This is a genomic window from Plantactinospora endophytica (genome assembly GCF_016862915.1).
Lineage (GTDB): Bacteria > Actinomycetota > Actinomycetes > Mycobacteriales > Micromonosporaceae > Plantactinospora > Plantactinospora endophytica.
Genome location: NZ_BONW01000017.1, coordinates 34192 through 47671 on the forward strand (window position 1 = coordinate 34192; position 13480 = coordinate 47671).

Below are 13480 nucleotides of genomic sequence, written 5' to 3' on the forward strand. Positions count from 1 at the left end.
CATCGCCATGCCTGCATCCCGGGCGGCCCGCCGGGCCGGCCAGTTCTGCACCGGGCTCGGGGCGTTGGTCGTCCTGCTCGGCCTGCTGGTCGGGGCGCCGCTGGCGCTGCTGGCCCTGGCCGGCAACCCGCTGCCGGACCACGTACCGGGGCTGGACGAGATCAGCACGACGCTGACCAGCCGGGACGACGGGCAACTCTTCCTCCGGGCGCTGGCCGTCGTCGGCTGGGCCGGCTGGGCGACGTTCGCCCTCTCGGTACTCGTCGAAATCCCGGCCCGGATCCTCCACCGGCCGGCGCTCCGGCTGCCCGGACTCCGTCGCCAGCAGCGCTGGGCCGCCACCCTGGTCGGCTCGGTGGCGCTGGTCCTGGCGGTCACTCCGGCCGCCACCGCCGCCGCCGACACGATCGCGACGGCCACGGCCAGCTCGCCGCGCCTGCCGGTCGTGCCGGCCCTGCCGAGTCAGCCGGTCACCGTGGGACAGTCGCTCGTCGCGGGCCAGCCGGTCACCCCGGGCCAGGCGGCCGGGGTGGGCCAGGCGGCGGTGGCGGGGCAGCCGGTCACCGGGGACGGGCCGGCGTCGGGGCCTGCGCCACACTGGTTGGCGGCGGAGCCGGCGTCAGGGCCCGCGCCGCAGTGGCTGGCCGGCGAGCCGGAGGAGCGACCGGAGCCGGTCTACCGGGTGGAGAAGGGCGACTACCTGGGACACATCGCCGGGCGGTACCTCGGCGACTTCGACCGCTATCCGGAACTGGCCCGGCTCAACGAGATCCGCGATCCGGACCGGATCCGGCCGGGTCAACTGCTGCACCTACCGGAGGCCGCCGAGGACGGCGGCGTACGCGAGCACGCCACCGGCCTGGTCGCGACCCCGCCGCCGCCCGGTGGCTGGCCGGAGCGCGTACCCGTGGATCCGGCCCCGAAGGCCGAGCAGCCGCCCGCGCCGCAACCACCCGCCGAGCCCCAGCCGTCGACCGACTCGCAGCCGCCGACCGACGGGTCGTCGGGTACCGGCGGCGACGACGGGGGTAGGTACACGGTCAGCGCGTCCCGGGCCGGGGAGGCGGAGGAGTTGAACCGGCCGCTCGCGATCTCTGCGGTCGTCGCGGTGGCCAGCATGGTCGGCGCGCAGGTCGGCGCGGTCTTCGGACTCCGGAACCGCTCCCGCCGCCGGCCGTCTTTCCCGAACGGTCGACACCGGTCGACCGACTGACCGCCGTTCGGGGTGCGGGCCGGTCCGGAGCCGCCGGAGCGGGCCTGGATCGGCGGGACCGGGCCGGAGAAAGGAGCGGCCTTGGAAGTGGGGAGGCGACGATCAGGGCAGGCGGGTCTGTAGGACGCCGCCGACCACGCGGGTCGGTAGCACCTGCTGGTCGGTGCCGGCCGGGCCGTGCACCACCTCGCCGCCGTCCAGTTCGAACGTGCTGCCGTGCCAGGGGCACTTGACGCAGGTACGCCCGTCCTCCCTGGTCACCTCACCGGCGCCGAGCGGGCCGCTCTGGTGGGCGCACCGCTCCAGCATCACCGTGACGTCGTCGCCGTCCCGGTAGACGATCACCGCGATGTCGTCGATCCGGCGGGTCAGCAGTTTCTGCTGCGGCAGCGCGGACATGTCCGCCACCGCGTGCCAGCCGTCCTCGATCCGGCGTAGGTCCGGCACACCCTGGTTGACCCCGGCCGCCTGCTTGTAGGCGAGGTGCCCGCCGAGGAAGCCGCCGCTGCCGGCCGCCGCCATGCCGAGGAAGCCGAGGGTACGGCCGAGCCCGTGCCGCCCGGTCAGCCGGGCGGCCAGCGAGCCGGCGTACATGCCGATGGCCAGCCCGTTGGCGAGCGCGTGCACCAGACCGACCCGCTGCTGCTCCCGGGAGAGCGACGCCCAGTCGTTCCACCCGGCGACCGCGGTCGGCAGGGCGGTGGCGGTGCCGAGCGCCACCAGGGCGGTGGCGGCACGCCGCTGGCCGGGCATCAGGTCCAGGACCGCGGTACTGGCCCAGGCGCCGATCGGCACCTGCACCATCGCCGGGTGCAGTGGATGCCCGAGCGCCACCCCGTGCAGGAAGTCGCGCAGCCGCTGTGGGCGGATCGCGGCGGCGACGATCCGCTGGACGCGTTCCGCCGTCCGGTCCAGGCTGGTCGCCTGCTCAAGTCTGGTCAAGGTTCGCACCGACGGCGACTACCCGCCGCAGTGCGGGACAAACTTCGCGGCGGCCCCGTCCGGCCGGATACCCCCGGACGGGTTACCGGGACGACGGCCGGGTAGACCGGCCGACATGCGGATCGCGGTCACCGGGGCCACCGGCAACGTCGGTACGGCGCTGCTGCGTCGGCTCGCGGTCGAGCCGGACGTCGAGGTGATCGGCATCGCCCGGCGCTGCCCGGCCCCTGATGCCGGTCCGCCGTACGACGGGGTGCGGTGGCACGCCGCCGATCTCGGTGACCCGTCCTGCCTGCACCCGCTCGCCGAGCGGCTGGCCGGGGTGGACGCGGTGGTGCACCTGGCCTGGCAGGTACAGCCGGGCCACCAGCGGGCACGGCTTCGCCAGACCAATCTCAACGGGAGCCGGCACGTACTCAACGCCATGCTCGCCGCCGACGTACCGAAGCTGGTGCACGCCTCCTCGGTCGGCACGTACGCGCCCGGCCCGAAGGACCGGCGGGTCGACGAGGACTGGCCGGCCACCGGGGTCGGCCGGTCCGGCTACAGCGTCGACAAGGCGGCCGTGGAGGCGATGCTGGTCGGCGCCGAGCGGGACTATCCGGTGTTGCGGGTGACCCGGCTGCGTACGGCGGTGGTGCTCCAACACGACGCCGGGGCGGAGATCACCCGGTACTTCCTGGGCCGGTTCGCCCCGGTGTCGCTGCTCCGCTCCGGCCGGCTGCCGCTGGTACCCCGGCATCGCCGGCTCCGGATCCAGGTGGTGCACGCCGACGACGCCGCCGAGGCGTACCTGCGGGCGCTGCGCAGCGACCGGACCGGCGCGTTCAACATCGCCGCCGAGCCGGTACTGGACGGGCCGCTGGTCGCGGCGGAACTCGGCGGCTGGGCGGCGCCGCTGCCGCTGGCCCTGCTCCGGCTGCTGAACCGGGTCGCCTGGCGGGGCCGGTTGGTGCCGGCGGACGAGGGCTGGCTGGAGATGGGCGCGGCGGTACCGCTGATGGACTGCTCCCGGGCCGAACGGGAGTTGGGCTGGCGACCCCGGCGGGACGCCCGGGACGCGCTGCGCGAGCTGCTCGCCGGGATCGCCGTCGGCGCCGGAACGGCCAGCCCGCCGATGCGGCCCGCCCGCCGGGCCGCCTGACCCGCGACGGAGTTTCGGGGTACGGCGGGTGTTTCGGGGTACGACGTGCCAAGCGGCGCCCCCGGGGCGGGGACAGGTGGCACAGTGGAGCACCATGGACCGGACTGGCGTACGGGCGTGGATCGACGACTACGAGCGGGCCTGGCGTGCCCCGGGCACCGAACCGCTCGCCGCGCTCTTCACCGCCGACGCGAGCTATCTCCCGGCGCCGTACCGGGAGCCGGTGGTCGGCCTGCGGGACATCTGCGAGATGTGGGAGGCCGAGCGGGAGGGCCCGGACGAGGAGTTCCAGATGACCAGCGAGATCGTCGCGGTCGACGGCGACGTGGCGGTGGCCCGGCTGGAGGTCCGGTACGGCAACGGCGAGCAGTTCCGCGACCTCTGGATCATGACGTTCACCGGGGACGGCCGGTGTACGGCGTTCGAGGAGTGGCCCTACTCGCCGCCGACCTGACCGACCGACCCGTCGAGGTGGCCGGCATGTCCCCGCCGGGGTGGCCGGCATGTCCTCGTCAGGGTGGCCGGCATGTCCCGTCCTCGGCGGCGGCGGTCGCGGCGGAGCCCCGAGGCGTCTGCCCCGGGGGCCGGGTACCGTCGCTCGGACGGGACCGGCGGACGGGGGTACGGCATGACGGGGTGGGACGGCGCGGATGGCGGGACGGCGACGCCCGGCGGGGACGGGACCGACGCGGTAACGCTCACGCCCGGCCAGCCGGTGACGGTACGGCTGGTCAAGGCGCCCCGGCCGGATCTGTGCTACCCCGGGACGGTGCTCTCCGACGACGGCACCCACCTGGTGGTCCGGGCGCCCTGGGGGAACGCCGCGATCCGGGACATGGGCTTCGTCCGGTTCGAGCCGGGCGACGTCTGGACCGAGCACTACTGGCGGGACCGCTGGTACTCGGTCAAGGAGGTGTACGACGCCGACGGCGCACTCAAGGGCTGGTACTGCGACGTGGCCCGGCCGGCGACCGTGGCCGACGACGTGGTCGTGGTACCTGACCTGGACCTCGACCTGTGGGCGTCGGCCGACCTGAGCCGGGTGCTCCGGCTCGACGAGGACGAGTTCCTGGCCAGCGGGCTGCCCGAGCGGGAACCGGAGACGGCGGCCAAGGCCCGGCGCGCCCTCGACGAACTGGCCGAACTCGCCGCCGACGGTTTCGGCACGCTCACCGGGCAGTAATCCGCTCGCCACCGACGGCTTCGGCACGCTCACCGGTCGATAACCCGCGCACCGCCGCCGGTTCCGGCACGCTCACCGGTCGATAACCCGCGCACCGCCGCCGGCTCCGGCACGTCCAGCGGTCGGTAACCCGCTCGCGTTTCGGGTGCTCGGGGTCGGAGGATGATCGGCATGTCCGGGACGTACACCTCTGCCGTGGGCCCGTCGGGCGCGGAGCCGGCGCCGGCCGGTCTGGGCCGGCTCGTCGCCGCCGTCGGGCCGGACGCGGTGCCGCCGCCGCTGCTGATGCTGCTCGGCATGGTCTCCACGCAGGTCGGTGCGGCGATCGCCAAGCAACTGTTCAGCACCACCAGTCCCGGAGGTACGACCGCGCTGCGGCTCGGCTTCGGTGCCCTGGTGCTGCTCGCGCTCGCCCGGCCGACGCTGCGGCTCGGGCTGCGCACCGCCGGGCTGGTCGCGGCGTTCGGGGTGGCGATGGCCGGGATGAACCTGGCCTTCTACACCGCGCTGCAACGGGTGCCGCTCGGCGTCGCGGTCACCATCGCGTTCACCGGTCCGCTGCTGGTCTCGGTCGCGGCCAGCCGCCGGGTCCGGGACCTCGGCTGGGTGGTGCTCGCCGGACTCGGCGTCGCGCTGCTCGCCGGCCTGGTCGACCTCGGCGCCGGCTCCGGCGGCGGTACGGCTCCGCTCGGCGGTACGGCGCTGCTCTGCTGCGGGCTCGTCGCGCTGGGCTGGGCCGGTTACGTCGTACTCGGCAAGGCGGTGAGCGTCCGGCTGGGCGGCAGCCGGGGGCTGGCCCTCGGGATGGCGGTCGGCGCGATCTGCGTACTGCCGTTCGGGGTGGCCGGCAGCGGCTCGGCACTGCTCGACCCGTGGACGATGACGCTGGGGTTCGGGGTCGCACTGCTCTCCTCGGTGCTGCCGTACTCGGCCGAGATGGCGGCACTGCGTCGGATGCCCGCCCGGGTCTTCGCGGTGCTGCTCAGCCTGGAGCCGGCGGTGGCCGCGCTGGTCGGGGTGACGCTGCTGCACGAGACGCTGGGCTGGCCGCAACTGCTCGGCATCGGCTGCGTCGTCGCCGCCTCGCTGGGCGCGATCACCGGCCGCCCCGAGCGGACCGGTTGACCCGTGCACCGGCGCCGGGTGGGGGGTGCGGAGCCGGGGGCGGGCCGGGCATCCTTGTCCGGTGGTCGTACGAGTTGAGGACAACGGTCCGGTACAGACGGTCGTACTCTCCCGGCCGGAGACCCGGAACGCGGTGGACGGTTCCACCGCCCGGGAATTGGCGGCGGCGTTCCGGAGCTTCGACGCCGACGCCCGCGCCTCGGTGGCGGTGCTCTGGGGCGAGGGCGGCACGTTCTGCTCCGGCGCCGACCTGAAGGCGATCACCACTTCCAGCGGCAACCGGGTCGAGCCGGAGGGCGACGGGCCGATGGGGCCGACCCGGATGCGGCTCGGCAAGCCGGTGATCGCCGCTGTCTCCGGGTACGCCGTCGCGGGCGGGCTGGAGCTGGCGCTCTGGTGCGACCTGCGGGTCGCCGAGTCCGACGCGGTGTTCGGGGTGTTCAGCCGGCGCTGGGGCGTACCGCTGATCGACGGCGGGACGGTGCGGCTCGCCCGGCTGATCGGGCAGAGCCGGGCGATGGACCTGATCCTCACCGGGCGGCCGGTGCCGGCGCCGGAGGCGTACCAGATGGGTCTGGTCAACCGGCTGGTCGAGCCGGGCGAGGCGCGGGCCGCCGCCGAGGCGCTGGCCGCCGAGATCGCCGCCTTCCCGCAGACCTGCCTGCGCAACGACCGGCTCTCCACACTGGCCGCCGCCGGACTCCCGGAGGACGAGGCGATGCGTACCGAACTGGCGTACGGGATGAACTCGCTGGCCACCGACGCGACCGAGGGGGTGGCCCGGTTCACCTCGGGCGAGGGCCGGCACGGGTCGTTCGGCCGCGCTTGAGGGCGCCGAGGCGCGGCCGGGATCTCAGGCGGGCAGCGGCGGCAGCGGGAGCGGGATGGCGGGCAGCCCGTCGAGGCTGCTGCCGACGTGGTCCTTCCGCTCGCAGTACGCGTTGAACTCCTCGTCGGTCTTCCGGCCGAAGTAGTCGGCGTGCAGCGTCCGTTCCTCCCGGTAGTCGAGGAACGGGACGGAGTAGCCGCAACTGTCGCTGATCCGGCGGGCGGTGACCACGACGACCGCCCGCAGTCCGGGCGAGCCGGCCTGCTCGGGGAAGTGCCGGACCAGTTCCGCCCACCGGGGGTCGTCCCGGAACACCGCCTCGCCGGAGCCGTGCACCCGGACGATGTTCGGCGGGCCGTCGAAGGCACACCACATGAGCGTGATCCGCCCGTTCTCCCGCAGGTGCGCGACGGTCTCCGCGCCGCTGCCGCCGAAGTCGAGATAGGCCACGGTCCGCTCGTCGAGCACCGCCAGCGACCCGGCCAGCCCCTTCGGGGAGAGGTTGACATGCCCGTCGGCGGCCAGCGGCGCGGTCGCCACGAAGAAGACCTTCTGCGCCTCGATGAAGCCGCGCAGCCTGCCGTCGATCCGGTCGTACGTCTTTCCCATCCGGTGATCCCCCCTGGTCAGCTCGACCCCACCGTAGCCGTGCCGATCAAACTCACCGTCGGGGAAGGGGCCGGGCGACCGGGACGGTGCGCCCGCCGGCGGCAGGGTCGGCGTCCCCACCGCCGGCGTGCATCACCGCGACACCGGTGAGGTCGGCGTACTCACCGGAGCCAGCACCACCGCGCGAACGGTGGTCACGGCCGGCCCGCGTACCGTCAACTCCGGTCGCCGGTACGCAGCCAGACGGCGGTGTCGGGGGGCAGCAGGTCGCCGTCCACCGGCCGGCTGGCCAGCAGGCGTCCCTGATGCGGCGGAAGCTCCACTGGAGCCTCGGAGAGGTTCACCACGCAGGCGAACCCGGGGTCCCGGGCGAAGGCGAGTACGCCGTCCGGCGCCGGCAGCCAGCGCAGCGTCCCGTCGCCGAGCGCGGGCAGTTCCCGGCGGAGCCGGATCGCCTCGCGGTACAGCTCCAGCATCGAGTGCGGGTCGCTGGTCTGGGCCTGTACGGTCTGGTCCTTCCAGGCGGCCGGCTGCGGCAGCCAGGGCGCGGTCGACGCGTCGTCCGGGCTGAACCCGAACGGCGCCACGTCACCCGACCACGGCAGCGGCACCCGGCAGCCGTCCCGGCCGGGGTCGACGAATCCGGAGCGCGGGAACATCGGGTCCTGGCGCAGTGCCGGCGGGATGTCCTCGACCTCCCAGAGCCCCAGCTCCTCGCCCTGGTAGACGTACGCGGCACCGGGCAGCGAGAGGGAGAGCAGCGCGGCGGCCCGGGCCCGCACCGTACCCAGCTCCAGGTCGGTGTACGTCCCCTCGCGCTTGCTGGCGAAGCTGAACGTGGTGTCCGCCCGGCCGTACCGGGTGACGACCCGGGTCACGTCGTGATTGGAGAGCACCCAGGTGGCCGGGGCGTCGATGGTGGCGTGCTCGGCCAGCGTGCCGTCGATGCTCTCCCGCAGCTTCGCCGCGTCCCAGGCGCAGCTCAGGAAGTCGAAGTTGAACGCGGTGTGCAGCTCGTCCGGGCGGAGGTAGTTGGTGAACCGCTGCCGGTCCGGCAGCCACACCTCGCCGATCAGCGCGCGCCGCTCGGGATAGCTGTCGGCGATCCGGCGCCAGCTCCGGTAGATGTCGTGTACCCCGTCCAGGTCGTGGAACGGGTGCGGTGCGCCGTCCACCACCTCGGGCAGGGTGGCGTCCTTGAGCAGCAGCGCCGCCGAGTCGATCCGGATGCCGTCCACGCCCCGGTCGAACCAGAACCGCAGGATGTCCTCGAACTCGGCGCGTACCCGGGGGTGGTCCCAGTTGAAGTCGGGCTGCTCGGCGGCGAACAGGTGCAAATACCAGTCGCCCGGGGTGCCGTCCGGGTTGGTGGTCCTGGTCCAGGTCTCGCCGCCGAACTCGCCGACCCAGTCGGTCGGTCGCTGGTCGCCGTCCGGGCCTCGACCGGGCCGGAACCAGAACAGGTCCCGCTCCGGTGCGTCCGGCCCGCCGGCCAGCGCCGCCTGGAACCAGGGATGCTGGTCGGAGCAGTGGTTCGGCACCAGGTCGGCGATGATCCGCAGGCCCTGCCCGTGCGCCTCGGCGATCAGCTCCTCCAGCTCGGCGAGCGACCCGAAGACTGGCTCGACGGAGCGGAAGTCGGCGACGTCGTAGCCGGCGTCGGCCATCGGGGACGGATACCAGGGACCGAACCAGATGGCGTCGACGCCCAGTTCGGACAGGTAGCCCAGCCGCTTCCGGATGCCGGCGAGGTCTCCGATGCCGTCGCCGTTGTCGTCGGCGAAGCTGCGCGGGTAGACCTGGTAGATCACCGCGTCTCGCCACCACGGGCGGCTGTCTGATGTGGACACGAGTACCTGCTTCCTGGATCGGTCCGGTGAGCCGTCCACCGGCACCTGCACGCGGGGTCCGGGCGGTCGTAGCGTGGTGGGGACCTCTGGTGTGCCTCGTTTCGTGGCGATGACGATACAAACTCGCTTACCCGATTGCAATAATTCGACAGAACTCTGAAAGATGGCGACTAGCGCTACCGATCGTCGGTCGGCGGCAGCGAGGTCGGTTGAACAGGGCGTCAGGGTCCCGGAACGGCACCCGGGCGGCGGGCCGCAGCGTCGCGGTCGGCCGCTCGGCGGTCCGGTCGCCGGCCCGCGCACCGGGCCGCCGGCCGGGCATCCCCCTGACGGGCGTCATGCCAGAGAGTCGTGTTCATGACCCTGTGGCATGACACGGAAGAGCAAATGTCCTGGCCCGGCCGGCTGGCAGGTGGCGGGGTCGGACGGGTGGGTCAGTGGCCGGGTGCCGGCGCGGTCGAGCCGCGTACCACCAGCTCGGGCTCGAAGAGCAGCTCGTCGGTGAGCACCCCGACCCCCTCGATCTGGTTCACCAGCAGGTCCACCGCCGCCTGGCCCATCATCTCGATCGGCTGCCGGACGGTGGTCAACGGCGGGTCGGTGCAGGTCATCAGCGCCGAGTCGTCGAAGCCGACCACCGAGATGTCGGCCGGTACCGCCCGCCCGAGCCGACGGGCCGCCCGGATGGTGCCGAGCGCCATCACGTCGCTGGCACAGATCACCCCGGTCACGCCACGCTCGATCAGCTTGCTCGCCGCGACCCGGGCCCCCTCCATGGAGAAGCTGGAGCGCTCGACGCACTCCTCGTCGTCGGCCCAGCCGGCGATGTTCGCCATCGCGGCGAGCTTGCGCCGGGACGGCACGTGGTCGGCCGGGCCCAGCACCAGACCGATCCGCTCGTGGCCGAGCGACCGCAGGTGCCCGTACGCCTGCTCGACCGCGACCGCGTCGTCGGTCGACACGACCGGGAAGTTCAGCTCGTCGACACCGGCGTTGACCAGTACGACCGGCAGGCCCCGGTCGGTGAGCCGCCGGTAGTGGTCGTGCGGGGCGTCGGCCAGCGCGTACGAGCCACCGGCGAAGATCACCCCGGAGACCTGGTGGTCCAGCAGCATCTCCACGTAGTCCATCTCGGAGATCCCGCCGATGGTCCGGGCGCAGAGCGCCGGGGTGAATCCCCGCTGGGCCAGTGATCCGGTGACCACCTCGGCCAGGGCCGGGAAGATCGGGTTCTGCAACTCCGGCAGGACGAGCCCGACCAGCCGGGCCCGTTCGCCGCGCAGTTTGCTGGGGCGCTCGTAGCCGAGCACGTCCAGGGCGGTGAGGACGGCGACCCGGGTGCTCTCGGAGACGCCGCCCCGGCCGTTGAGCACCCGGCTCACCGTGGCCTCGCTGACCCCGGCCTTCCGGGCCACCTCGGTGAGTCTTCTGGTCACGGCCGCGATCGTACGGCAGCTACTTGCAAAAACCGAACCAGAGTTCGTCGGGCTACTGCAACAAATCGCGTACCGCCGTCTCGATCGCGCGGTGGAAGGTCGGATAGGCGTAGATCATTCCGGCCAGCGTCGTCAGCGGAACCTCGGCGTGCACCGCCACCGCCAGCGCGCTGAGCACCTCGCCGCCGACCGGACCGACCGAGGTGGCGCCGACCAGTACGCCCCGGTCGGCGTCGCCGACCAGCTTGACGAAGCCCTCGTCGCCGACCTGGTGGATCCAGCCCCGGGTGGAGTCGGAGAGCGGGGTGAACCCGATCCGGACGTTCAGTCCGCGCTCCCGGGCCTGCCGCTCGGTCAGCCCGACCGCGCCCACCTCCGGATCGGTGAAGGTCACCCGGGGCAGGGCCCGGTAGTCCGCCCGCCGCCCGTCGCCGGCCGCGCCGTCGACCACTCCGGCCCGGCGCAGGATGTCGTCGATCGCGATCCCGGCCTGGTACATCGCGACGTGGGTGAAGGCGCCGTGCCCGGTCAGGTCGCCGACCGCCCAGAGCCCGTCGGCCGCCCGCATCCGCTCGTCCGTCTCCAGGAACCGCCGGGTCGGATCCAGCCCGACCGACTCCAGGCCGAGCCCGTCGAGTACGGCCCGCCGGCCGGTGGCCACCAGCAGCCGTTCGCCCCGGAGCTGGTCACCGTCGGCCAGGTGCACGGTGAAGCCGTCGCCGTCGTGTTCGACCCGCTCGGCGCGGGCCCCGGTGTGCACGGTCACCCCGTCCGCGCGCAGCGCCGTGGCGACCCGCTCCGACGACTCCGGCTCCTCCTGCGCGAGTACCCGCTCGCCGGCCTCCACCATGCCGACCCGTACCCCGAACCGGGCGAAGACCTGGGCCAGTTCGGCGCCGATCGCCCCGCCGCCGAGTACCACCAGCGACTCGGGCAGCTCGGCCACCTCGATCGCCTCCCGGTTGGTCCAGTACGGCGTACCGGCCAGCCCCGGCACCGACGGGATCACCGGCACGGTGCCGGTACCCAGCACCACCCCGACCCGGGCCCGGTAGACGTCGTCGCCGACCCGGACCTGACCGGGGCCGACCAGCCGGCCGGTGCCCCGGACGAACCGGCCGCCCTTCGAGGTGAACCGCTCGACTCCGGCGTCGTCGGTCCAGCCGGTGGTGGCGTCCTCGCGGATCCGCTTCGCCACCGGGGTCCAGTCCGGCTCGACCCGGGCCCGGCCGGCCAGGTGGTCGACCCGGCGCGCCTCGGCCAGCGCGTTGGCCGCCCGGATCATGATCTTGCTCGGCACGCAGCCCCAGAACGGGCACTCGCCGCCGACCAGGTTCCGCTCGATCCCGACGACCGAGAGGCCGGCGGCGGCGAGCCGGTTCGCCGTCTCCTCACCGCCGACGCCCAACCCGACCACCACCACGTCCACGTCGGTCGGCGTGCCTGCGTCGCGGTCCCCGTACGCCACTTCCCGTTCAGCCATACCGCCAGCTTTCCCGATCCGCCGCCGGTCAGCCAGGTGCGACGGGTCACCCGGCGTACCGGTCGGGGCGTACGCTGCGGCTGCCCGGCCCGGCGCGGGGTCGGACCGGCTCACGGGGAGGGCAGCCGGATGATCGACGTGGACGTGCTGGTCGCCGGGTACGGGCCGGTCGGTGCCACCCTGGCCGCGCTGCTCGGCCGGCACGGCGTCGCCACCACGGTCGTCGATCCCGGCGAGGCGCCCCATCCGCTGCCCCGGGCCGCCGTGCTCGACGCCGAGGTGCTGCGGGTGCTGGCCGGGCTGCCGGAGGTCGCCGACCTCGGCCGGTGGGCGGTCGAGGTCCGGCACTCCCGGTTCCTGGCGCCGGACCACTCGGTGCTGCTCGACCTCTCCCCGACGGCCAGCGGCTTCGGGCTGCCGGCGGCGGCGTTGATCGACCAGCCGGCTCTGGAGGCGGCACTGCGGGCCGGTGTCGACGGGCTGCCCGGTGTGTCGGTCCGACTCGGCCGCGCGGTGGTCGCCCTCGAACCGGCCGACGACCACGTCCGGGTCGGGCTGGACGATGGTACGACGGTGCGGGCCCGCTGGGTGGTCGGCTGCGACGGGGCGTCCAGCCCGGTACGACGGTTGGCCGCGCTGCCCTTCCAGGGCCGGACGTACGCCGCTCCGTGGCTGGTCGTGGATGCCGAGACGGACGAGACGGAGGTCGAGCCGGCCACCTCGATGGTGCTCGACCCGCGCCGCCCGCTGGTGACGATGGTCAGCCCTGGCCGGCGCCGCTGGGAGTGGATGCTGCACCCGGGCGAGGACCCGGCCGCGCTGAGTGCCCCGGAGTCGGTCCGGCGGCTGGTCGCCGGATGGGTCGACCCGGACACGGTCCGGATCCGGCGGGTGACCATCTTCACCTTCCACGCCCGGCAGGCGACGCCCTGGCGGCAGGGCCGGATCCTGCTGGCCGGCGACGCGGCGCACCTGATGCCGCCGTTCGCCGGTCAGGGCCTGGCCAGCGGCATCCGGGACGCCCACGCCCTCGCCTGGCGGCTGGTCGAGGTGCTCCGGGGGCTGGCCGACGACGGGTTGCTCGACGGGTACGAGCGGGAACGCCGGCCGCACGTGGACGAGACGATCCGGGTGAGCCTGGCGGTCGGCCGGGTGTTGCAGACCCGCCGCCGGGCGGTGTCGGCCGTACTCCGGTCGCTGGTCCGGGCGGTGGCCGCGATGCCCGGGGTGCCGGCCCGGGCGGCTCGGCAGGGCCGGCCGCGACCGGCGCTGCCGAGGGGTACCGCGGGGGTGCTGCCCGGCGCGGGACGGATGCTGCCGAACCCGCTGCTGCGGACCGCCGACGGGCCGGTCCGGCTGGACGCCCTGCTCGGATCTGGCTGGGCGGTGGTCGGGGTCGGCTGTGATCCGACGGCCACGGCGGACGCCGACGCGCTGTCCTGGCTCGCCGCCCGGGACGCGGTGACGCTCACCACCGACCCGTCGGTCCGGTCGGGCGTCCAGGTGGTCGGGGACACCGCCGCCGCGCTCGGCGCCGGTCCGGCCGTCCTCGTGGTACGCCCGGACCGTTTCCTGCTCGGCGCCGTGCCGCCGCCGCTGCGCGGTCGGGACCTGCACCGCGCGGTACGCAGCCTCGGCGGGCGCTGACCCGGCGCAGCACCGCACT

General features: G+C 74.3%; 12 protein-coding genes. 7 read left to right on the top strand and 5 right to left on the bottom strand.

Features of this window, described 5'->3' with window-relative positions; all coding sequences use genetic code 11:
• Positions 1-7 precede the first annotated feature (7 nt).
• Positions 8-1213 (top strand): LysM peptidoglycan-binding domain-containing protein, encoded by a 1206-nt coding sequence (locus Pen02_RS18565; RefSeq protein ID WP_203867347.1) that lies wholly within the window; start codon positions 8-10, stop codon positions 1211-1213.
• A gap of 102 nt (positions 1214-1315) precedes the next feature.
• Here the strand turns inward: Pen02_RS18565 and Pen02_RS18570 are convergent, their stop codons facing one another.
• Positions 1316-2155, bottom strand: coding sequence for a Rieske (2Fe-2S) protein (locus Pen02_RS18570; protein WP_372445624.1), 840 nt, complete (start codon positions 2153-2155; stop codon positions 1316-1318).
• 115 nt (positions 2156-2270) lie between these two features.
• Between Pen02_RS18570 and Pen02_RS18575 the strand changes: the two genes are divergently transcribed.
• From Pen02_RS18575 to Pen02_RS18595, 5 genes are all read left to right on the top strand, one after another.
• Positions 2271-3299: an NAD-dependent epimerase/dehydratase family protein gene (locus Pen02_RS18575; RefSeq protein ID WP_203867349.1), complete on the top strand. Its 1029-nt coding sequence runs from the start codon at positions 2271-2273 to the stop codon at positions 3297-3299.
• A gap of 94 nt (positions 3300-3393) precedes the next feature.
• The gene (locus Pen02_RS18580) at positions 3394-3753 is read left to right on the top strand and encodes a YybH family protein (protein WP_203867350.1); all 360 of its coding nucleotides are present in this window, start codon (positions 3394-3396) and stop codon (positions 3751-3753) included.
• A gap of 174 nt (positions 3754-3927) precedes the next feature.
• Positions 3928-4482 (top strand): ribonuclease FAU-1 family protein, encoded by a 555-nt coding sequence (locus Pen02_RS18585; RefSeq protein ID WP_203867351.1) that lies wholly within the window; start codon positions 3928-3930, stop codon positions 4480-4482.
• Between the two features lie 171 nt (positions 4483-4653).
• Positions 4654-5607 carry an EamA family transporter gene (locus tag Pen02_RS18590; RefSeq protein WP_203867352.1) on the top strand — a complete coding sequence of 318 codons (954 nt, stop codon included), beginning with the start codon at positions 4654-4656 and terminating at the stop codon, positions 5605-5607.
• A gap of 61 nt (positions 5608-5668) precedes the next feature.
• Positions 5669-6436 (top strand): crotonase/enoyl-CoA hydratase family protein, encoded by a 768-nt coding sequence (locus tag Pen02_RS18595; RefSeq protein ID WP_203867353.1) that lies wholly within the window; start codon positions 5669-5671, stop codon positions 6434-6436.
• Between the two features lie 24 nt (positions 6437-6460).
• On the opposite strand, the gene Pen02_RS18600 is transcribed toward Pen02_RS18595, so the two are convergent.
• From Pen02_RS18600 to Pen02_RS18615, 4 genes are all read right to left on the bottom strand, one after another.
• The gene (locus Pen02_RS18600; RefSeq protein ID WP_203867354.1) at positions 6461-7045 is read right to left on the bottom strand and encodes a pyridoxamine 5'-phosphate oxidase family protein; all 585 of its coding nucleotides are present in this window, start codon (positions 7043-7045) and stop codon (positions 6461-6463) included.
• Positions 7046-7260: 215 nt separating this feature from the next.
• Positions 7261-8895: a glycoside hydrolase family 13 protein gene (locus Pen02_RS18605; RefSeq protein WP_203867355.1), complete on the bottom strand. Its 1635-nt coding sequence runs from the start codon at positions 8893-8895 to the stop codon at positions 7261-7263.
• 434 nt (positions 8896-9329) lie between these two features.
• Positions 9330-10331 carry a LacI family DNA-binding transcriptional regulator gene (locus Pen02_RS18610; protein ID WP_203867356.1) on the bottom strand — a complete coding sequence of 334 codons (1002 nt, stop codon included), beginning with the start codon at positions 10329-10331 and terminating at the stop codon, positions 9330-9332.
• 52 nt (positions 10332-10383) lie between these two features.
• A complete protein-coding gene (locus Pen02_RS18615) occupies positions 10384-11814 on the bottom strand; it encodes a dihydrolipoyl dehydrogenase family protein (protein WP_203867357.1) in 1431 nt (476 codons plus the stop codon).
• A gap of 129 nt (positions 11815-11943) precedes the next feature.
• Here Pen02_RS18615 and Pen02_RS18620 point away from each other — a divergent pair, with 129 nt between their 5' ends.
• Complete coding sequence (locus tag Pen02_RS18620; protein WP_203867358.1) at positions 11944-13461, top strand: bifunctional 3-(3-hydroxy-phenyl)propionate/3-hydroxycinnamic acid hydroxylase; 1518 nt, start codon at positions 11944-11946, stop codon at positions 13459-13461.
• Positions 13462-13480: the final 19 nt, after the last annotated feature.

What these genes read in the sequence shown, in the direction of transcription:
- Pen02_RS18615 (WP_203867357.1), bottom strand. Translation starts at nt 11,814, where the DNA reads ATGGCTGAACGGGAAGTGGCGTACGGGGACCGCGACGCAGGCACGCCG.
- Pen02_RS18575 (WP_203867349.1), top strand. Translation starts at nt 2,271, where the DNA reads ATGCGGATCGCGGTCACCGGGGCCACCGGCAACGTCGGTACGGCGCTG.
- Pen02_RS18590 (WP_203867352.1), top strand. Translation starts at nt 4,654, where the DNA reads ATGTCCGGGACGTACACCTCTGCCGTGGGCCCGTCGGGCGCGGAGCCG.
- Pen02_RS18585 (WP_203867351.1), top strand. Translation starts at nt 3,928, where the DNA reads ATGACGGGGTGGGACGGCGCGGATGGCGGGACGGCGACGCCCGGCGGG.
- Pen02_RS18620 (WP_203867358.1), top strand. Translation starts at nt 11,944, where the DNA reads ATGATCGACGTGGACGTGCTGGTCGCCGGGTACGGGCCGGTCGGTGCC.
- Pen02_RS18580 (WP_203867350.1), top strand. Translation starts at nt 3,394, where the DNA reads ATGGACCGGACTGGCGTACGGGCGTGGATCGACGACTACGAGCGGGCC.
- Pen02_RS18600 (WP_203867354.1), bottom strand. Translation starts at nt 7,045, where the DNA reads ATGGGAAAGACGTACGACCGGATCGACGGCAGGCTGCGCGGCTTCATC.
- Pen02_RS18565 (WP_203867347.1), top strand. Translation starts at nt 8, where the DNA reads ATGCCTGCATCCCGGGCGGCCCGCCGGGCCGGCCAGTTCTGCACCGGG.